This is a genomic window from Gilvimarinus agarilyticus (assembly GCF_000832015.1).
In the GTDB taxonomy this organism is placed as follows: Bacteria; Pseudomonadota; Gammaproteobacteria; order Pseudomonadales; family Cellvibrionaceae; genus Gilvimarinus; species Gilvimarinus agarilyticus.
In genome coordinates, this window is sequence record NZ_JXCJ01000001.1 from 3,144,980 (window position 1) to 3,166,284 (window position 21,305).

General features: G+C 51.5%; 15 protein-coding genes, 1 tRNA gene and 1 pseudogene. 7 read left to right on the forward strand and 10 right to left on the reverse strand.

Annotated elements, in window-relative coordinates; all coding sequences use genetic code 11:
- Positions 1–787: 787 nt before the first annotated feature.
- Positions 788–2,926: an MltF family protein gene (locus tag SD69_RS13770; protein WP_052481167.1), complete on the reverse strand. Its 2,139-nt coding sequence runs from the start codon at positions 2,924–2,926 to the stop codon at positions 788–790.
- A gap of 324 nt (positions 2,927–3,250) precedes the next feature.
- Between SD69_RS13770 and SD69_RS13775 the strand changes: the two genes are divergently transcribed.
- Together SD69_RS13775 and SD69_RS13780 are read left to right on the forward strand one after the other, a co-directional pair.
- Positions 3,251–3,604: a hypothetical protein gene (locus tag SD69_RS13775; RefSeq protein ID WP_041523671.1), complete on the forward strand. Its 354-nt coding sequence runs from the start codon at positions 3,251–3,253 to the stop codon at positions 3,602–3,604.
- Between the two features lie 559 nt (positions 3,605–4,163).
- Entirely contained in the window at positions 4,164–5,714 is a 1,551-nt protein-coding gene (locus SD69_RS13780; protein WP_084591582.1) for an arylsulfatase, read from the forward strand.
- Positions 5,715–5,974: 260 nt separating this feature from the next.
- Here the strand turns inward: SD69_RS13780 and SD69_RS13785 are convergent, their stop codons facing one another.
- On the reverse strand, positions 5,975–7,015 hold the full coding sequence (locus SD69_RS13785) for an IS481 family transposase (protein ID WP_041523672.1): 1,041 nt from the start codon (positions 7,013–7,015) through the stop codon (positions 5,975–5,977).
- A 257-nt stretch (positions 7,016–7,272) separates the two neighbouring features.
- Complete coding sequence (locus tag SD69_RS13790; protein WP_041523673.1) at positions 7,273–7,602, reverse strand: hypothetical protein; 330 nt, start codon at positions 7,600–7,602, stop codon at positions 7,273–7,275.
- A 367-nt stretch (positions 7,603–7,969) separates the two neighbouring features.
- Between SD69_RS13790 and SD69_RS13795 the strand changes: the two genes are divergently transcribed.
- The gene (locus tag SD69_RS13795; RefSeq protein ID WP_041523674.1) at positions 7,970–8,368 is read left to right on the forward strand and encodes a hypothetical protein; all 399 of its coding nucleotides are present in this window, start codon (positions 7,970–7,972) and stop codon (positions 8,366–8,368) included.
- Positions 8,369–8,742: 374 nt separating this feature from the next.
- Here SD69_RS13795 and SD69_RS13800 read toward each other — a convergent pair.
- The 4 genes and pseudogenes from SD69_RS13800 to SD69_RS19215 form a co-directional block, all read right to left on the reverse strand.
- A tRNA-Met gene (locus tag SD69_RS13800) sits at positions 8,743–8,819 on the reverse strand.
- A 146-nt stretch (positions 8,820–8,965) separates the two neighbouring features.
- Positions 8,966–9,400, reverse strand: coding sequence for a PaaI family thioesterase (locus SD69_RS13805; protein WP_041523675.1), 435 nt, complete (start codon positions 9,398–9,400; stop codon positions 8,966–8,968).
- Positions 9,401–9,488: 88 nt separating this feature from the next.
- Complete coding sequence (locus SD69_RS19210; protein ID WP_408606046.1) at positions 9,489–10,715, reverse strand: methyl-accepting chemotaxis protein; 1,227 nt, start codon at positions 10,713–10,715, stop codon at positions 9,489–9,491.
- Positions 10,713–11,297: pseudogene (locus tag SD69_RS19215) on the reverse strand (Cache 3/Cache 2 fusion domain-containing protein); the annotation flags it as partial. The pseudogene SD69_RS19215 and the gene SD69_RS19210, both read right to left, overlap by 3 nt.
- Between SD69_RS19215 and SD69_RS19220 the strand changes: the two are divergent.
- On the forward strand, positions 11,194–11,451 hold the full coding sequence (locus tag SD69_RS19220; protein ID WP_408606047.1) for a hypothetical protein: 258 nt from the start codon (positions 11,194–11,196) through the stop codon (positions 11,449–11,451). The pseudogene SD69_RS19215 and the gene SD69_RS19220 sit on opposite strands and share 104 nt — an antisense overlap.
- Positions 11,452–11,680: 229 nt before the next feature.
- Here SD69_RS19220 and SD69_RS18210 read toward each other — a convergent pair whose 3' ends face one another.
- The 3 genes from SD69_RS18210 to SD69_RS13825 form a co-directional block, all read right to left on the reverse strand.
- Complete coding sequence (locus SD69_RS18210) at positions 11,681–12,574, reverse strand: alpha/beta hydrolase (protein WP_052481168.1); 894 nt, start codon at positions 12,572–12,574, stop codon at positions 11,681–11,683.
- A gap of 513 nt (positions 12,575–13,087) precedes the next feature.
- On the reverse strand, positions 13,088–16,441 hold the full coding sequence (locus tag SD69_RS13820; protein WP_052481169.1) for a thrombospondin type 3 repeat-containing protein: 3,354 nt from the start codon (positions 16,439–16,441) through the stop codon (positions 13,088–13,090).
- A 599-nt stretch (positions 16,442–17,040) separates the two neighbouring features.
- The gene (locus tag SD69_RS13825; RefSeq protein ID WP_157471691.1) at positions 17,041–17,550 is read right to left on the reverse strand and encodes a hypothetical protein; all 510 of its coding nucleotides are present in this window, start codon (positions 17,548–17,550) and stop codon (positions 17,041–17,043) included.
- Positions 17,551–17,690: 140 nt separating this feature from the next.
- Between SD69_RS13825 and SD69_RS13830 the strand changes: the two genes are divergently transcribed.
- From SD69_RS13830 to SD69_RS13840, 3 genes are read left to right on the forward strand one after another with little or no spacing between them, the layout of a single operon-like run.
- Positions 17,691–18,347 carry a paraquat-inducible protein A gene (locus SD69_RS13830; protein ID WP_157471693.1) on the forward strand — a complete coding sequence of 219 codons (657 nt, stop codon included), beginning with the start codon at positions 17,691–17,693 and terminating at the stop codon, positions 18,345–18,347.
- On the forward strand, positions 18,334–18,948 hold the full coding sequence (locus tag SD69_RS13835; RefSeq protein WP_041523678.1) for a paraquat-inducible protein A: 615 nt from the start codon (positions 18,334–18,336) through the stop codon (positions 18,946–18,948). The genes SD69_RS13830 and SD69_RS13835 overlap by 14 nt, the downstream gene beginning before the upstream one ends.
- A complete protein-coding gene (locus SD69_RS13840) occupies positions 18,941–21,292 on the forward strand; it encodes a PqiB family protein (RefSeq protein WP_052481171.1) in 2,352 nt (783 codons plus the stop codon). Before SD69_RS13835 ends, SD69_RS13840 begins: the two co-directional genes overlap by 8 nt.
- Positions 21,293–21,305: the final 13 nt, after the last annotated feature.

Sequence of the window (21,305 nt, forward strand, 5' to 3'; positions counted from 1 at the left end):
AAATGATCTGGGCCGAGAAAAATTTAGCTCAGATCTAAACTGACAGACACCGGATGAAAAACGGGTAACTGTCAGATCAAGTCTGAGCTACTACACGTAAGGGCGGATCTTTGGATTCGCCCTTTGTGGTTATGGACGAGGTAGAACTTTCTTATCGTTCCCGACCCCGATCGGAAATCCAGCGCGCCCTCCGTCATTCTCGACCCCAGTCGGGAATCCAGCACCACTCCCCGTCTTTCCCGACCCCGATCGGGAATCCAGCGTCTTCCTGGTCAGAGTCACTCCAAAGCATCTGACATCAGACATCCGTCGTCCGGCACTCGCCCCTTATATCGTCAAAGCCACTGGATCCCGTGTCGCTGCTTCGCTCTGCACGGGATGACGTTGTAGCAAGGCGAAGATTAACCAGTTAAAACCTTTCTCGTCATTCCCGACCCCGATTGGAAATCCACCCCCCTCCGTCATTCCCGGCCCCGATCGGGAATCTAGCGTCTGTCTTGCTCAGGGTCACTCCAAAGCATCCGACATCAGACTTCCGTCGTCCGACACTCGCCCTTTTATATCGTCAAAGCCACTGGATCCCGTGTCGCTGCTTCGCTCTGCACGGGATGACGTTGTAGCAAGGCGAAGATTAACCAGTTAAAACCTTTCTCGTCATTCCCGACCCCGATTGGAAATCCACCCCCCTCCGTCATTCCCGGCCCCGATCGGGAATCTAGCGTCTGTCTTGCTCAGGTTCACTCCAAAAGCATCCGACTTCAGACGTCAGCCTTCCGACCTACCCCCCCTACTGCGCCGACAAATACCCGCGATACCGGTCACGAATATTGCGCACATAATGCACCGGCTCGGTACCGCGCACATAGCCAAAACGCGCTTTGCTGTAATACTCTTTGCGTGATAGCAACAGCATAGCGCGCTCGACATTGCCAAACCACACATCCGGGTCCCAGCCTTTTTGCCGGGCCAATCGGCGTGCATCCTGTACGTGACCGTAACCGGCGTTATAGGCCGCCAGGGCAAACCACAAGCGTTCATCCAACGGCAGGTAAGATTCAAATCGATCGCGAGTCCAGTTAAGGTAGGCCACGCCCGCTTCAATGCCCGAAGCCTCGTCAAACGGAATACTATAGCCGAGCTCCTCGGCGGTACTGGGCAACACCTGCAGCAAACCACGAGCCCCCGCGTAAGAGCGAGCATCGGGAATAAAACGGCTCTCTTGATACATCTGCGCTACGATCAAACGCCAGTCAAACTGGTACGTCTCACCTAGCGGCTTTACGTAATCATCGTAGGGCGACAAGCCGTCGGCAAAGGTTAATCGCTCACCTTGATATTTGCCGATGCGCTCGTCGTTTTTAAAATATTTGTTGTAAGTCACGTTAAAAAACAAACCGCGATAATGCCGGTTTAAAAATTCGTTAAGCGAGGCCAACAACTTAGGGTTGTCAGGGCGCACGGCCCAGGCGTGCTCTTTCTCGGGCAGTGTTGCACCGGCTAACAAGCCCTCGGCAAAGCGCTGCTCGATCGCCACCAAATGGCTGTCGGCAATAGTGGCATCAAAGCGCCCTTCGGCCACACCCATTAATATCTCCGTGCTGGATAAATCCTCCTTTGGCGCACGTAAGGTAAAGTCCGCGCCACCGGCTTTAAAGCGCTCGGCGCTTTGCCAATACGCGTGCTGCGGGTTAATGACCAACGTGCGGCCACTGATATCGGCAATCTTATCCAACGGTGGGCGTGGCTCGGCACTAACCAACTGCTCGGCGACCTTGTTATAAAAGCGGGTAAAGGCAACTCGCTCGGCGCGCTCTGGGGTCACCGTCATAGCGGCGGCTACCACATCGCCCCGCCCGGCTTTTAGCCAATCAATCGGGTCTATCTCCGGCGGCGCCACTTCAACCTCTAAACGCAGGCCCTGCTCGCTGGCGTACTTTTTTAGCAAATCGTACTCAAAGCCCATCAAATCCCCGCGCCACATAAAATAACTGGCGGGGTTGTTACGGGTAATCATACGAATCGCACCACGATCTTTCATCGCGGGCAAATCATCGGTTCTATGATCGATACTTGAGGCATCGATGGTATGACGGGTTAAATACCGGTTTAAGCGTGAGCGCAGCTGCTCGGCGTCAATGCGCATCGCCCAGGCCACCGGCCGCATCGGCGACACGGATAAACCCTGTGTAAAATCCTCGCGGTACTGACTGAGCGTCTCGGCGACATTGCCATCCAGTAGTGTCGCATCAAAGTCGCCGCTCACCACCAAGTCGACCAATGTGTCCGGATTGCCATCGTGGGTGCGCTCGGTAATATCAAAGCGCAACGCTGGGTTCTCGGCTACCAACCGCTGCATGGTTTGCTGGTACGACGAACCTTTAGGCACCACTAGCGATAGCTCAGCCAACTGCTCGACAGAGTCTACCGGTTTGGCGCCACCGGCTGTCACCACGCGCTCTGTCGCCCGCGAAAGCGGTAGCGAGAACGCGACTTGCAGCTCCCGCTCGGCGGTGCGGGTTAGATGGTTAACCACCAAATCACCCTCGCCCTGCTGCAGTGCCGGCAGCAGCTCGGCGAGTGAATCTTTAACAATCCACTCGGCGCGCAAGCCATTGTCACGGGCAAAAGCCTCGGCCAAATCCCGAAACCCATCGGTTGGCATACCCGTGCGCGGCAGCCCGGTATACTCGCGGCGCGGAACCAACAGCCGTAACACCCCACGCTTTTTAATCGCTGGCCAGTCGCCAGTTTCCGTGTAATTGCTAAACGCCGCGGTCCGGGCATTAGCCGCTTGCGACGAAGCTGACGCGCTTGCGTCGGGCTCATCATTCGGCGAGCAGGCGCTCAGCCCCAGCAGTAGCGCCAAGGCAAGTAAACAGTAAAAGAAGGAGCAGTACGGGATACGGGATGTAAGCAGTCTATTCATAAGCAAAATATACCACGGGGCTTGGCTTGGGACTATGCAACACAAGGGTGGTCAGATTCACCAATCTGTAACTGGCCGCTAGCGTAAGCGCGGTCAGGCAGCATCCGCGTTTACACATTTTGTATCTGGCATTACACGGCGTGCCCTACCTCACAGCAACCAGTGCGCCGTAAAACGTACCCAATCCGAGCTTTAGTTTAGGTACTTTCACTTATATTTACCATGGAGATTATTTAATGAAATGGACTGCCATTTACTTAGCGCCGTCTTCGCCTCATTGTTTATCACCACCCAAGCGGTGTCATAGCTAAAGAGCCATTAAGCATGGAACTTCTTGATCGACTGTCAGTGAAAGAGGACAAACTGGCACCGTTAGAAGATCGAATGGCTCAATCTCACGCGGAAGCGTTTAAAGAGTACGGCGACCCATTTGACGCTGCAATGCTCGCCCCCGCCACGCAATATCGACTGTTCGAAGACGCCCTAAAAAGCCTGGGTATTTATGAGGCAGTTGAAACCCTGCTGAGTAGCAGTGGCAGGAACCGTTACGGTGACTACATACAGATTAAAATGCGCTTCGGTACGCTTGTTGTACATCAATTCCACCAGTCGGGCCTTGCGGTTATTAAACGGTCACCGCACTGCTCGAAAAAAAGCCGCCCAGCCAATAGGACCTAGCCTTTAGCGACAAACACTGGAAGGATATGTAGGCCCTTAATCAAGAAAAGATCATTGACAAAAACTGAGCGAGTACCTCTACGACCTTACTCTAGTGACCACAACCGCTGCATTACTGTGACACTCAAAGCCTACCGGTAGCCTACAACACCTAATAGCACTCTCGGCGTTAAACCTCAGTCATCCCGTGGCACCAGCGGTATAAACGTTACATGAAGATACACCATCGCCCAAAAMCCCGCCGCCAGTGAGCTACCCAAACGCCCTTGGGCAACCATCAACCCCTCTGATTAAAATTTTCTACAAACCTCTAATTCCAATAAATTATAAAGCGATTACGTTTTTTTAGGAAAAACTCTAAACTTCGGCATTAATCCAACTAAATCGCATCCCCACACGCGCGGAGGCGACTACAATAACAACTTCTCTGTTATTTCTAGAAACTTTTAGCATTAAAGCCCAAAGGTTGGCTACCATGCTTAGGGAGAGCTTAACCCAAAAAGGTAGTTTCTCACCCTAAACTGTATTAGCTCCAATATTGAACAGGAAAAGGAAAACCATGAAAACAACCCCAGTTATAGTAGTGATGTGTTTTATTCTCGGCGCTCTAAGTACTTCAATCGCAGCTCAGGAGAAGCCAAACATACTTATACTGTTTCCAGATGATGTCGGTTGGCAGAACGTCAGTGCCTACGGTAATGGGACGATGGGTTACCGCACACCCAACATAGACCGGATTGCAACTGAAGGGGCAATATTCACAGATCACTATGCGCAGCCTTCATGCACCGCTGGTCGCGCATCGCTCATCCTCGGACAGTACCCCATCCGCAGTGGTATGACGACGGTCGGCCGCCCAGGTGCTGAGCTTGGGCTCAAGGCAGAATCCCACACCTTGGCCGAAGTACTCAAGAAACAGGGTTACGCCACCGGCCAGTTCGGTAAAAATCATCTCGGTGACCGGAATAGTCACCTTCCTACGGTGCATGGCTTCGATGAATTTTTTGGCAACCTCTACCACCTCAATACTCAGGAAGAGTTTGAGCAAGTTGATTACCCTAAAGATCCCGACTTTTTCGCAAAGTTCGGCACCCGCGGAGTCATCCATAGTTACGCGATGGATAAAGATGATCGCACTGTCGATCCGCGTTTTGGAAAAGTCGGAAAACAAAAAATAGAGGATACTGGCCAACTTTCCCGTGAGCGGATGAAAACAGTCGATCAGGAGTTCATGGAAGCCAGCCTCGATTTCATCAAGCGTGCTAAAGACGAAGGTAAGCCTTTTTTCGTTTGGTTTAATCCAAGCAGAATGCATATGTACACGCGCTTAAGCGATGAAAGCCGGTATCTTGCTGCCGAACATACTACTGAGCACGACCTATATGGTAGCGGCCTGATCGAACATGACAAGCAAGTTGGGGATATGCTCAATGCCTTAGAAGAAATGGGTGTTCTCGACAACACAATTGTCGTTTACTCAACCGACAATGGTCCGGAGCACAGTGCGCGGCTTCATGGCGGTACGACGCCGTTTCGCGGAGAAAAAATGACAACTTATGAGGGCGGTGTTCGCGTTCCCATGATGGTTCGCTGGCCCAACAAAATTCCCGCTGGCACGGTTCTCAGCGGAATACAATCTCACATGGATATTTATACTACACTTGCTGCAGCTGCAGGCGAGCCTGACATTGCACAAAAGGTTTTGAAAGAACATAAACAACCTATTGATGGCGTTAACAACCTGGACTACTGGATGGGTAAGTCTGATGAAAGTGCACGTGACCACTACTTTTATTACTACGAATCAAGTATTAAAGCGATCCGCTACAAGCAGTGGAAACTTCACTTTGAGACGAGCGAGAACTACTACGCTCCTTACGTAAAGCAAAAATTTCCAGTCCTCTATAACATCCGGTTAGACCCTTTCGAAAGCTTCGATGGCACTACCGATCGCTCCGATATTGTGCAGGCCAAGCAGTGGCTTAATGAGCCCGTCCAACAGCTTCTTGGTGAACATATCAAGACTCTAGTGGAATACCCCCCATTACAGAAAGCCTCTAGCTTTGATTTCAGCGAGTTAATGAAGCAGTTGATGTCGGGCAAACAATAATCAAAAGAATGAATATTGCAGGGGGAGTTCAATTGGGTATTGGCAAGCGTCTGGAGCACTTGCCAATACCAACTGTGATTCGCATTGCGAAAGTCATGGTGAATCAACAAGCAGGAGCCTAAGCCAAATCACGCATCAATGAAGAATTTGCCGCATTATGAGAGCCTTGCAGTCTTTCTCACAACACCACATAACCAATAAAATGTAGTAGCTCAGACTTGATCTGACAGTTACCCGTTTTTCATCCGGTGTCTGTCAGTTTAGATCTGAGCTAAATTTTTCTCGGCCCAGATCATTTTCCCATCAAGTAATGTATCCATCGGCGTTCTGCCACAGCACATTTTACCCTGATGCGTTCGTTGATTATTGTAGTATTCTATCCAATCGTCCAGATCTTTTTGAAGCTCCTCTAAGGTGCTGTAGAGTTTCTTGCGGAACGTCACCTGATAAAACTCGGTTAAAATCGTTTTATGGAAGCGCTCGCAGATCCCATTTGTTTGTGGTGACATGGCTTTGGTCTTTGTGTGTTCAACGTCATTAATCGCCAGGTAGAGTTGGTAGTCATGCTGATCGACGCGGCCACAGAACTCTGTTCCCCGGTCTGTGAGTATTCGCAACATGGGTAGATCATGAGCCTCAAAGAATGGCAAAACCTTATCATTGAGCGTGTCAGCAGCGGTAATTGGTGTCTTCGTCGTATAGAGTTTGCAGAAGGCAATTTTGCTGTAAGTATCAATGAATGTCTGCTGGTAAATACGGCCCACACCCTTGAGATTGCCCACATAAAACGTGTCCTGAGAGCCCAGATAACCTGGATGGGCTGTCTCAATTTCACCACAGGCCTCGTCGTCATTTTTCTTCTTCTCCAGAGCGGMAACCTGCGCATCGCTTAGGATAATMCCCTCMCTCTCGACCTTGGCCTCAAGGGCCGCCAGCCGCTTTTTAAAGTTCTCCAAGTTATGCCGTACCCAGATAGAGCGGACTCCGCTGCCAGATACGAAAATTCCCACCTTGCGTAATTCATTGCTCGTGCGATGCTGACCGTGAGCTGGTTGTTCCACGGCATACTCTACAACAGCTTGTTCTGTTGCCTCATCCACKCGATTTTTCGGGTTGGGAGTTCGACGGCTTTTGTTGATCAGGTTATCGATTCCGCCGTCTTCCACGAGCTCYTGATAGCGATAGAAGGTATCGCGCGATACCCCCATTACCTTACAAGCTTTGGATACGTTACCAAGYTCTTCCGCCAGATTGAGCAAGCCTGCCTTGTGTTTGATGATAGGATTGTTAGTATGGATCATGAGAGTTACCTTTTGTTTTGATTTAAGATTCGACACCTTTATCAAAACGGGTAACTCTCTCTTTTTCAAGAAGAAATGTCAGATCAGGTCTAAACTTCTACAAATAAAATCAACAAGTTACCACCATGCAACACCACAAAACACCACGCCATAGCGTCAAATTGGGCTTAATGCACTCTTTGAGGCTTTTCATGCACATCTTTTCCAACTCTCGGCTTTTTAAGCTTTTTCATGTCCCCACTTCAATAACCCACTGCTCATCGGTTATTTTTTTGGGCTGCTGGGCTTTGGTACGGATTTTCCTGTACAGGAGGTTTTCCTATGGGCTTAAATTCAATCTTTCTAGTAGTTGGTGTTAGTGTTGGATCCCTCAGAACCTCTTTCGCAGCGTTCATATCGCCGATGAATTCTTTTTTGATTTGCTCTCGCTCATGACGGTCAACCTGAAGCTTTATCCAATATCCTGCGGCAAACAAAATCACAGCCAAATCACCGATAAAGGTGCTGACCAGTATTATTGAGAGTTGTGTGGCGGACTTACTTTCGTAATTGTATTCTGGGGTGTAATTTCTCCAATCTTCGTCCATGCAAGTCACCTCCCTCTAAGGTTGCGATCTCTTTATTATGCCCCTCCACCCATCGGCTACCCTAGCCGCTATCAACCGGCCATCCCTGCTGCTTTTAAGTCTTCTTGCTCTTTCTCTGTCATCGAGCTTATTACCCTACCTCCGGCAACACTCCGCTATTTGCACTCCAGAATCTTTAACCCGGCCGTGCCTTGAGGGACATTTTTCCCAAGCACTCGAACAACGTGCCAAGCACAAGGCTCAAGGCTGGGTTTTCTGCTGGTATCGGTAGCCAGAAAATACCATAATCAACAACGTTTCACTAACCATATGGCAGCCATGCTAACAATAGGGGTTATAGAGCCATAAACAGGGAGAGTACACACCGATGCTAGGGTTTTCGAACTACGATTTCGCACTCATTTTTTTATGCACTATCGGTTCTGTTATTGGTAGCTTCGCACAGGCGATTGTACTGACCATCGACCTAAAGCAGATGCCCAGAACTGAGACTGACTTAAGAATTGCGAGCCCGGAGATGCAGGAGCTGCGCGGCGCTTGGCTAGCCTTACGCCTGATACTGGGAGGCATTTTGGGCCTGATGGTGGGTTTGTATTTTGTTGGTGCGATTCAGGAAACGCCAACCACGCTGGCCAAGATAATTGCCTTATCTATCATGCTGGGATACGTCGCACCTAAGGTGTGGCATGCGCAAGAGCGTATCGTAAGTGCCGAAATTGACCGTCTTACCAGTGACCATAAAAATGACGTCAATCAACACGAGTGAGTATGCCTGCTGCGGCTTACGGGCATGACGTAGGTAAAGCGAGTGAAGGAAGGTGGATTGAAGCAAGGTGTTCAATTGACACGTTAGGCCGTAAACCAGCTGGACGATATGCGCTAGAAAACCGGAGGCAACTCTGGGCTATAAATAGGCCCCGCAGCAAGGCTACGGAGCCGGACAACCAGTGAATTGAAGCGAGAGACCAGGACGGGTGAATTCTAAAACGCTAAGGCGTTTTAGAACCCTTCGGGCGGCGCTTCGCTTGTTGCCCATTGCTAGGCGCAATGGGTGAACCGGGAGCGGTTCTGCGACCTACCCCGTAACTCCAATTAAATAAAAAGGCCCCGTAGCAAGCTACGGGGCCTTTTTATTTAATATGGTAGCTAGGGGCGGACTTGAACCGCCGACCCCAGCATTATGAGTGCTGTGCTCTAACCAGCTGAGCTACCTAGCCATATTTAGGGTGCGCATTTTGGCTATCCAGCTGGTAAATGTCAAGCACTGATTTAAAGAAAATCAGTGCTTTAGCGGCTTTAGGTGGGCCCGGTTATTTATTGCGCAGCAGCGGCGAAAGCGCCTATTAATAAATATAGAAAGACGTTATGGCCGTAAGATCATACAGGTGGCGGTGGCTGTGGCCAGCAGTTTGCCTTGTGGGTCTTTAAGGGTCCCCTCGGATACACCGAGTGACGTCGACAGGTTAACCAGTTTACCTTCGGCAATAAGCTGCTGGTGCTTTGGCACCGGCCTGAGCATTTTGACGCTTAAGTCGATGGTGGCGTAGCCCACTCCTGGCTCGAGCATGGTGTGAATGGCGCTGCCGGTTACGGAGTCGAGCACGGTGGCCGCAAAGCCGCCGTGAACGCCACCCAGCGGATTTAGGTGCGTTTCATTGGCGCTTGCGTGAAACACCACTGAGCCCTCTTGGGCGCTGACCAACGACATGGGCATGGTTTTAGCGATGCTGGGGCCCGGTAGCTCTCCGCGCGCCATGGCTTGCAGGAGTTCGAGCCCCGTCATTTGATTGGCCTGCATGAGATTGCTCCTCTCCTATGGGGTTATGCTCTATTGTGGGCCGGCACTGGCGGTTGTGCGGCACGCCGCTAGTGTAGCTCACCGTGAGTTACTGTACCCGATACTCATCCAGTTGTTTTTGTAAGGTTTTGGCGAGCTTAATCAGCTCATCGCCGGCTGCACGGGTTTTATCCGCCTGCATTGAGGTGTCTTGAGCATTGTGGCGTACCGCATCGATGGTTTGATTGATTTCATCGGATACCTGGCTTTGCTCTTCGGCGGCACCGGCGATTTCGGTATTGAGCGCGGAGATATTAACAACCGCCTGTAAGGTGCGCTGAATGGCCTCACCTGACTCGATGGCTTTATCGGACAGCTCTGTGGCCATAACCTTATTACCCGACATCTGTCGGGAGGCATCTTGTGCGCCTTTTTGTAGCTGTTCGATTTGCTCGCGGATATCCACAATGGAGTTCTGCGTGCGGTTTGCCAGCGAGCGCACCTCGTCGGAGACAACCGCAAAGCCCCGGCCGTGCTCGCCGGCGCGGGCCGCTTCGATAGCGGCGTTGAGTGCCAATAGGTTGGTCTGCTCGGCGATGCCATGAATCACATCCAGCACACCGGCAATGGCTACACTGTGCTCGTTCAAGTTATTCACGGCATCGGCGCAACGGATGGTGCTTTCCGTGAGCTGCTCGATAATGGCGATGGTCTCGTGCAGGCTGCTTTGCCCTGCCCCGGCTTGCACGCTGGCGTCTTTGGCGAGCTCATCGGCATTGCCTGCGCTTTGTGCCACACTTTGCGCTGCAATCACCATTTGTTGCATCGACTCGGCAACACGCTCGATACCGGCGGTTTGCTGCTCTACCGAGCGGCTTGAGTCTTCGGCCACATCAGATAGTAGCTGTGCGGAACCCAGCAATTCACTCGACGAGCCCCCCACACCACGTATGGTGTGCTGAAATTTTTGCATTAGTTCATCAAAGCCATTGGCCACCATACCAAATTCGTCTTGGCTCGCACTGCTCAGCCTTACGGTTAAGTCACCATCGCCCTGGGTAATGTTGCCAATCGCGGTAATCAGCTGCCCCATTGGACGCGCCACCAGTATATTGATCAGTACAGTAACCAGCAAAACGATGAGCACGCCGGCCAATATAATTGCCCCGGCCACTTGAGCCGATGAGGCCCACAACATGTCCTGGACTTCGCTCTCTGAATAGGCGGCCACCACGCTGTAGCCCCAGGCGTCAAAGCTTTGCTCGGTTACATGCCAGGCGTCTCGGTGGGCCAGGATAGTGTCAATTTGCTCAGAGGTGTAATTATCTGAGTGCATTCGCACCCGGCCCTGATCATCCAGGACCGCCAAGAATCCGGTCTGCAAAATTCGCGATTTGGCAATCTCGTTACCAAGCTCGGTTAAATCGGCTGAGTAACCGACGTACCAAATGCCAATAACCTCCCCGAGGGCGTCGCGCATGGGCTCGTAGCCCGTTAGATAGGGTGAACCTAAAATATCCACCTGCCCGTAGTAAGCCCGACCGGCGGTTATGGCATTAAAAGCTGCGCCGCCTGGGGTTAGCACCGTACCGGTGGCGCGCTTACCGGCCTTTTGTACGTTGGTGGATACCCGCACGTAATCCTGCCCGTCAAACACAAACAACGTGGCGGTGCCGCCCATATCGTTAGTGAGCGCATCCACCAATTGATAATTATTGCTTTGCTCGATCTCACCCAGCAGCAGTTGCGGTACATCGCGCCCAGCCACCTGGGTGGGCTCACCACGGGATGGGACACCAACGGCCAGGCCACGTTTGATTAAAACGTTCATACTGCTTTTAACGCGCTCGGCCATAATTGAGTCAATCACCGACATCATTCGCACGCTTTGTACGGTTTTATCGGTAGCCGTGCGACTCGCCTCAGCCGTAACAACGTTAGCCTCGATCCAAACAAATGTAACAGTTGCAGCACAAGTAAGCGCCACAACTAGTACGCTTAACCACAGGGTAAATTTTTTGTTGATGGACATGCGCCGGATCCTTAATGCTTCAACCGATAATCAAATATAGATATAACTCATCATCGGCCGCTAACCGAGACTCTGCAGTAAAAACTGAGATAAAAGTACAATTGACGCAGTAGAGGGCGCCGCACCGCAAGACGCACCAAACCGGTGCCAGCAAGGGGCTAGAACCGCTCCAAGGTGCACCCAAAAGGCGCCGGGCTTATGTCGAGAACCTAAAAAAAGCCGGGCAGTCAGCCCGGCTTCTGTGACGTTGCGTAAACGTTAAGTAATCACTATGGCGTCAATAGTAAACTCACCGCTTCGGTAAACGAGGGCTCAGCCACTTGAGCGTGTGTCACTTGATAGTCACGCTGGATAATAGTCAGAGAGGAAAAGTTTTTACGGCGCAACTGCCCGACAAACTCACTGACAAAGGTATCGTTACCGGCCGGGAGGGCACTGCTAGCAAAATAGTTGGCCGACAATTCGCCGCTGGCTTGATAGCGCTGATCCAGCAGCGCGCGGGTTAGTGCCTGATGCTCGTACAAACTGGCATCAAAGGCTAAATAATTAGTGAAGTACGGTGCACTTACGTCATCGAGTAACATTGCAATCGTGGTAAACACGCCGCCAAACGATGTCCCGACGAGCGTTCGGTTTTGTGTATCGACCCGATACATAGGTTCAATCAATGGCATAAGCTCAGCGGTTAAAAACTGAAAGTATGAGCGCGCACCGGGCAGTAAATAATCTGTGCGGCGGCGATCATCCGGCCCCTGTGAAATAGCAACTAAAATGGCCTCACCTCCGGCCTGCTCCATAAGGTACGGCAACCCCGGAAACTGCCACTGACCGTCAAGAGCGTAAACAACCGGATACTTCTTGTCAGACTCGGCATAATTGGGCGGGAGGTAAACATGTACAGGGTAATCAATGCCCGTAATCACCGAGCTGATAATGTGCGGCGGTGCAACCTCGCCACTTAGAAAGCTGTAGGAAACATTCTCTTCAAACTCTACCAGCGTTGGTGCGCTCGCAGCAGACGATGAGCTTTGCGCCGCCACAGCCTCCGGACTTTCTTGCGCGCCGCCACTAAGGTTGCCGCCGGACCCGCCGGATGCGGAACCACCACCGCCACACGCGGTTAACACCCACACCAATGATATGCTCCACCACAATGCCTTCATATAACCCCACCTGATAATGTAGGTGTCCCCGGGTTACGACATTCACATCGGCCGCACTCTAACGCCCGCCTTAATAGCGGGGAGCTCCGATGTCCGTCCGGAAGGCTAGCCAGTAAGGCGCGTTACCAATAAGCGCAGGCTTACCGTGGTAGATGCCAAACTTTGAAGGTCGACGGTACTTAACCGAGACACACTCTGATTGTTTTCGCTCGCGTTGCGAGCAAACGTATCGTCAGTCTTTGGGGGGATGTTTCAGTAGTGCAATAGCGGCAACAAGGCCGCGTCCAATGCAAGACACTGAGTCGATGTTGCTACCATTTATGGTTCAGTCGCAACAATTGAGCTATTCCGTCAGCGCCCCACCTAGACGCGCTTAATCATATTATCGATCTATCAGCTGACTGTAAAATAACCATTTAGAATAGAAAGCAACCGAAAATGATTTTGACGCCATAGCAAGTACATCAAGCGGGTAAAAAAAAGCCCCTCGAACGAGGGGCCTGGAACAAACGATTATGGGGCTGGCGGTGCTACGCACATGGCGTGAACACTGAGGTTTTCCAACGCCCCAACAACGGCATTTTTACTGATTTCAATTTCATCAAACGCTGCCGAAGTTTCGATCATCAGCAAAGACTGATCGGGATTATTTAACAGCCCGAGCAAGCGTAAACTCAGCAAGCCACCGGCACCGCCGCTCTGTTGCAAGGTTCCATTTAGGTAGGTGCTTACGGTTAGGTTACCCAACAGTGTCAGATCCAGCAACGTATTGTTCACTGACACAACCACCCCAACCCGATGGTTACCACTGTAAGAACCGGTTGTATTTTCTGCGCTCAGGTGCACACCGCCGACCACCGCAACGGGCGTTGACATGATTGCAGCATTGTTTAAGTCACTATCGATACTATTACCTGCGCTGCTAACACCGCAGCCGATGCATAGCAGACCGGTAACACGAGAGTCTGTAACAATGTTGCCACCGGTGAGTGGCTCAAACAATTTACCCACACCGCAAGCGATGTTTTCGGTAGAGTCACACGCATCACCAATCCCGTCTCCATCGGTATCTGCCTGATCGGCGTTGGCAATCAGTGGGCAGTTGTCGTCAGCATTGGTCACACCGTCGTCATCGCGATCTCCATCACAGGCATCGCCCAAACCGTCACTGTCGGTATCGGTTTGCAGAGGGTTTGCCACTACCGGACAATTATCCGAATCGTTGTTAACACCATCGCCATCGCTGTCAGCGTCGCACGCATCACCAAAACCATCAGAGTCGGCATCCTGTTGCAGCGGGTTAATCACTAATGGGCAATTATCGGCGTTATTGGGCACACCGTCGTTATCCATGTCGTCATCGCACAGGTCACCCAGGCCGTCGTTATCCGAGTCGGCCTGGTCGGTATTGGCCACAAGCGGGCAATTATCATTGGCATCAGCGATGCTGTCGTTATCACTGTCGGTAAAGGCATCACAAACATCACCGGTACCATCGCCATCGGCGTCGGACTGATCACTGTTGGCCATTACCGGACAGTTATCATTGCCGTTGGTAACGCCATCGCCATCCGTGTCGTTGTCGCACGCATCACCACGGCTATCTCCGTCCAGATCCTCTTGCATAGGGTTGGCTATGGCGGGGCAATTATCGCTGGCATCGTCAACACCGTCGCCATCGGAGTCTGTATTGGCGTCACAGGCGTCGCCTGCCCCATCACTGTCGGTATCAAGCTGGCTTGCGTTAGGCACTGCGGGGCAATTATCGGCATTGTTGTTAACACCGTCGCCATCGATGTCGTTATCACACGCATCACCTAGCGTGTCACCATCCCAATCACTTTGGTCGGTATTAGCGGTCATGGGGCAGTTATCGGCATCGTTAAGCACACTGTCGCCATCGGTGTCGTTGTCGCACACATCACCCAGACCGTCACTGTCGCTGTCGTTTTGGTTAGCGTTGGCCGCCAGCGGGCAGTTATCGCCACCATTATTAACGCCATCGCCGTCGGTATCGTTGTCACATACATCACCGATACCATCGTTGTCGACATCCTCTTGGCCCGGGTTAGCGATCAGTGGGCAGTTGTCGATATCATCGGCTAGACCGTCGTTGTCGGTATCAGAATCGTCACTACCGTCACAGGCATTGCCAACACCGTCACTGTCGTCATCAGCCTGACTGGCGTTTGACACCATGGGACAATTGTCGGCTGGGTTGTCTACCCCGTCACCATCACGATCGTCATCGCACACATCGCCAATGGTATCGCCATCGCTGTCGAGTTGGTCGGCGTTGGCAATTAAAGGGCAATTGTCCTGAGTATCAAATATTCCGTCGCCATCGGTATCGGTCGTATCGCTGCTATCGCAGCTATCACCAATACCGTCACCATCGCTGTCGGCTTGATCGGAGTTGCTGATGTCCGGGCAATTGTCGCCTCCATTATTGATACCATCACCGTCGCGGTCGCTGTCACACACGTTGCCAATACCATCCGAGTCACTATCGAGTTGGTTCACGTTGGCTGTTAGTGGGCAGTTATCGACGGAGTTCAGGATGCCGTCACCATCGGTGTCGTTGTTGTTACCGCCGGAGTTATCAACACTGTCACAGACATTGCCAATACCGTCGTTGTCGCTATCAGCCTGACCACTGTTTACCAGGTCGGGGCAGTTGTCGGTGTCGTTAACCACACCATCCCCATCACGATCATTGTCACAGGCGTTGCCCGTTCCATCTGCGTCCAGGTCAATTTGATTGGAGTTGGCTACCGCAGGGCAATTGTCATCGCTGTTGTTCACCCCATCGTTATCGAGGTCGTCGTCGCAGGGGTCACCAACGCCATCGTTGTCCGAGTCGGCTTGAGTTGGGTTAGCAATTTGCGGGCAATTATCGATGTTGTCATTGATAGAGTCTCCATCAGCGTCACTGTCGCAGGCATCACCAATGCCATCGCCATCACTATCTAATTGCAATGTATTAGACACTGCCGGGCAGTTATCGCCAGAGTCGGATACACCGTCGTTATCACCGTCAATATCACAGGCGTCACCGATGTAATCCATGTCGTCATCGGCCTGGTCGGTATTGCTTAGCGCAATACAATTGTCGATGCCGTTATCGATGCCATCGCCGTCATCATCGCTGTTGGTGTCACAGGCATCACCGATGCCGTCACCATCGGTGTCCGTCTGATCGGGGTTGTTATCAGCGGGGCAATTATCGGTGCTGTTATCAACACCATCATCATCGCGATCGCTATCACACAACTCACCGATACCGTCGTTATCGGTATCCAACTGTGCGGTATTGGCAATCGCCGGACAATTGTCGGCGGTATTGTCTACGCCGTCGCCATCGGCATCGCCATCGCACACATCCCCCACACGATCGCCATCGTGGTCGGCTTGGTCGGGGTTAACCAGTAAACGGCAGTTGTCCTGCAAATCGACAACACCGTCGTTGTCGTCGTCCTGATCACAGACGTCACCGAGGTTATCGTTGTCGGTGTCTCGCTGATCAGGATTAAACAACATGGGGCAGTTATCCTGAGTATCGGGCAAACCATCAAGATCAGAATCGACTTCTGCGGCCAGCTCACAGGCATTGCCTACGCCATTAGCATCGTCGTCAAGTTGATTGGGGTTTGCCACATTCGGGCAGTTATCATCGTCATCGCTTATGCCGTCATCATCGGCATCGGGGCTGTCGGGGATATCTATCGGGTCGGGTTGTTCAAAAGCCGGAGGGTCGGAAGGCGCGGGAGAAGATGAACCACCACCGCCATCACTACATGCTATTAAAAATAACGCAAGTGGTAATGCGCACCAGAATGTAAACATTTTTTTTAATATGACAATCATGACGCTAGCCTCTAACTGTATCGTCCTAATGTACCGGCATGAAATAACCACGCCGGGTCGTTTCCCGCTTATCCTTTAAGCTCAGCTTTGGTCTTCAAACGTATCGTCAAAAGTGACGTTTTTATTGATGGCTCCTGTCAAAATGAAAGAGGCCTATTATTATCTGATATACGACACCGCAATCTCTTTGGATGCAGAGATTTCACTGCCAATAAAAAAACAACGACTTATATAAATATATTTTTATATTTCGGCATGCTATTTAAAGTGTCGCACCAGAAAAAATTGTTGCCGAGCATATCTAGAATAAAATCGTTTACGCTACTTGTTGGCTCTGATCGATAATTAAATTATTAAAACAATCAAAAGCTTCTTTAAGTAATAGCAGTCAAGAGGAGGATTTCAACGACGCGCTTAAACCATTTGGCAATAACCACAATTAAATCGTTAACGTTTATATTTAAGCGAGAAGAAACGAACGAAAACGACTCATAAACCTTATGAGCCGTTCGTTACCGAGGGTTCTTGGACACATAACGTGGCTAAGGTGTTAATACCACCTAGATCCCAGACCTAAAATCACAACGATAGGTGATGCGTTAAAGCGCCAACACCCCCAATCTTTTTACATCGCAGCCTCGAGGGCCACAGGCTTCAGAAAACAGATACAGCGTTTGCGGTACATTGTAGATCCAGCTGGCGACATTAACCGGGGCTTGGTTGGCGCACTGCAAATCATAATTTAACGAGTAGCTGCATACCTCGTAGCCGGTGCGCGCGCAGTACAAGCCCGGGCCACAGGCAGCGTCGTAAAATGTGACGCTGTCTTCAATATTAGGGGTTGGTCCTACACTTAGGTAATAGCTGTAATCCCGATTGGGGGTAACCTCCCAGTAAACTTCAAACAAGCCGTCGTAGGCGTATGGGTCAAGATAAAGAGAGTCATCGGGGTACAACCCACTGTCTACTCCATAGCTGTCCACCAGCGCAAACTGTGTGAGCGCTAATGGCGGCGGGGGTGGCGGGGGGTTACTGTGCCCTTGAGGCGATTTACAGGCGACCAGCAAAGCGCAACAGGCCACACTACCCAGCATGTTAGATTTGATCATGGTGTACCCCTCATAATTAACTGACAGTACAAGAGTAAGCGCACAGGCCTGAATGCTCGCTGAATCGGGCATCTTGTGTTTTGGCGTCTGAGGCAGTATTTTCATCACTACTGAAAGCCTCCATTCACAGGAAGAACTGCGTGTCACACCCCCCTCTGACAGAACTACCCCCACCCCCCATTGGGCAGAGGCTGGTGGCATGCGCCGAATGTGATCAGTTAATGCACAGCCCGCTCAGCAGCCCCAAAGGGCTACCTCGCTGCCCGGTGTGTGGTGCTCATCAGCACGCAAGCCGCCCTTTTAACCCCGCCACACCTTTGGCGATAGCCTTGGCGGCGCTTATTTTGGCAATACCAGCCAACCTTTACCCTCAGTTGAGTTTTAGCCTGTTAGGTCAGCCCAACTATTACACGCTAACGGGTGGGGCTCAGCATCTAATAGACAGCGGTTTTTGGTGGGTTGGGTGGTTGGTACTGCTGGGCACTGTGTTGGCACCATTGGGTTTGCTAGGACTGATTTTAAGCGTGTGCTTAGCGTGGTTTATACGAGCGCCTAGCCATCTAATCGCCCGTTTACTGAAGGGCTACCACTATTTGTCGTCCTGGATCATGCTGGATGTTTACTTATTGTCGGTAATTGTTTCTGTAGTCAAGCTAAAAGATATGGGCCAACTGGAGTTTACAACGGGCTTTTATTGCTTTGTACTTTTGTTACTGGCACTGGGTGCCGCGGTTTCCAGCTTTAATGAAGAGCGGTTTTGGGACCTGTTAGAGGAGCGTAGCCGTGCGCGCGATTGACCAACAGATTTGTCGCTGCAGTGTGTGCGGTAAACTGTCGTTTAAGCGCACCTCACGCATCGGGCTTTGCCCGCGCTGTCACACTCAGCTGCATCAGCGCGCACCCGGTTCACTATCGCGTACCTGGGCATTACTGCTTACCGCTGCCGTGGTGTTTATTCCGGCTAACCTTTACCCGATTATGACGGTTGCACGGCTGGACGATAGAGAACCCAGCACGATTATGTCGGGGGTCATTAGCCTGGCAGCACACGATATGCTGCCGATTGCCATCGTGGTGTTTATCGCCAGCATCGCCGTACCACTGTTTAAGTTGTTGGCCATAGCGGTACTGTTAATTACTGTACAACGGGGTAAAAAAGTAAACCCACATCAAGCGATGTTAATGTATCGCTTTATCGAGCTCATCGGGCGCTGGTCTATGCTGGATTTGTTTGTTATTTCCATCATGGTGTCGTTAGTGAGCTTTGGCCGAATCGCCAGTATCGAGCCCAACCTAGGGGCAAGCGCGTTTGGCGCCGTAGTTATTTTGACGCTGCTGGCCTCTAAAAGTTTTGACCCACGTCTAATATGGGACTTACAGGAATCCAAACATGAATGATAAACACGGCATCGCAGAAGCCTTGCCCGGAGCGTCCATTCACCGCAAACGTGGTATCTCGGCCATTTGGTTACTACCCCTACTGGCTGTGGTGTTAGGGGGCTGGCTTGCTTACAAACACTTCAATGAGGCGGGCGTAAATATCGTTGTTATTTTTAATACCGGCGAAGGTGTAGAGGTTGGAAAAACCGAGGTGCGCTACAAAGGTATTAAAGTTGGCATTGTTGACGAGCTACACGTACAACCCAATATGGACAGCGTTGCCGCCCAGGTGACCTTGAGTAAACAAGTTGAGTCCGCACTGCGCAAAGACACACGCTTTTGGCTGGTTAAGCCCGAACTATCGTTGGGTGGCGTGCAAGGGCTAGATACTCTCGTATCGGGTAACTACATTGCTATGCGCCCCGGCGAAAGTAACCGTACCCAGTACGTATTTAATGCCCTACAAGACCCACCACCACCCGAGCCAGGCAATGGCGACTTGCAAATTCAGCTCACGGCCCCCGATGTGGGCTCACTGAATACCGGCTCGCCCATTCATTACCGCAAGCTGCGGGTCGGTGAAATCGTCGATTATTCATTAAGTGAAGATCGCAACCGCATTATTTTTCAGGCGCAAATTAAAGCTGAATATGCCAATTTGGTAAACAGCCGTACGCGTTTTTGGAACACCAGCGGTATTTCCATCAGTGGTGATTTAAACAGCATAGAGCTCAATACCGACTCGTTAGCGTCGGTCATTTTAGGCGGTTTATCGTTTGATACCCGCGCCGGCTTAGAGCCCGGCGATCAGGCGCACGATAACGACGTGTTTCGTATTTACCCGAACTTTACCGACGCCAATACCGGGCATGAGGTGGAAATTGAGTTCCCCTCGGCAGAGGGTATTAAAGCCAATCACACTGAAATTCGCTACAAAGGCTTTAGCGCCGGTAAAATTATCAACCTTGAGATGAAGCCCGATTACAGTGGCGTCATTGCCACGGCCAGTATCGACCCTCTGGCAGACGTGCAGTTAAACGAGAGCACTCAATTTTGGCTGGCAACCCCCAGTATTTCGTTGTCAAAAATATCGGGGTTATCAACCCTGCTAACCGGCACTCACATTGAAATGGACTTCTCACACGAGCCGGCCGCTAAACAGCACAGCTTTGTGGCACTGGCCGAGGCACCCGCGCCCCACAAAGATAAGCCCGGGCTGTACATTACGCTGGCTTCGACCGGACTTGAAGGTATTACCCGCTCCAGTGAAATTTATTATCGCAACGTCAGTATTGGTAAAGTCATTGATTATCAGCTAAACGACGATCACACCCAGGTACTGATGGATGTTCATATCCCTCCAAAGTTTGCCCCACTGGTCACCCGCGAAGCGCGGTTTTATCAGAACAGTGGTATTCATATCGATGCCAGCCTTAGTGGTATTAATATTCAAACAGAATCGCTGGCCAGCGTCTTGCGCGGCGGTATTGGCTTGATGTTGCCCGAGGGTGCTAGTGAAGCCCCTAAAGCCGAAACAGACAGTCAATTTACGTTGCACCCCTCGCGTAAAGCGGCAACAGAGCGCGGCCCCACGATCAGTATTCGCTTTGCCGATAGCGAAAACCTAAGCGCCGGCGCGGACATCCGGTATTTGGGTGTAAAAGTGGGCGTTATTGAGCGGGTGGAGTTGAATCACCCCGAGCCGGGCGTTACCGCCTATGCAACACTCGAACCGGGCATGGACACGTTTGCCACTAGCGGCACGGTATTCTGGCGTGTTAAACCCAACGTGGGCTTGCAGGGCATCAGCAATTTAGGGACGTTGGTGTTTGGCCAATACTTGGCCGCCGAGCCAGGCACTGGCGCCGTGCAATACGATTTTATCGGGCGTGAGTCAGCACCGGAGCAGTACCTAAGCGAGAACGGTTTAACGCTTACCTTACAGGCGCCCTCGCTTGCCTCAATTCAGGCAGGCCGCTCGGTGTTTTATCGTGAGATTCCGGTGGGCACCGTAACCGGGTTTGAGCTGGATGACAGCGCCCGTCATGTCAATATCCATCTACACATCGACCCGCGTTACGCGCCCCTGGTAAAAACCAACTCGGTGTTTTGGAATGCCACCGGTATTAATTTTGATTTTGGCTGGCTCTCGGGCGCCACCTTAAAGACCGGTTCGGTGCAGTCGCTGATCGCTGGAGGGATCGCCTTTGCCACCCCCTCCAACCCCGGCGATGACGCCACTGACGGCATGAGTTTTACCTTGCACGAGGCACCCGACGCCGACTGGCAAGAGTGGGCACCCGAGATCCCGCTAACTCGCCAAGCGGTGCCAGACAACAGTGTTAAAGCGTTAGCGCCTTAGTGTTAGCAGGGCC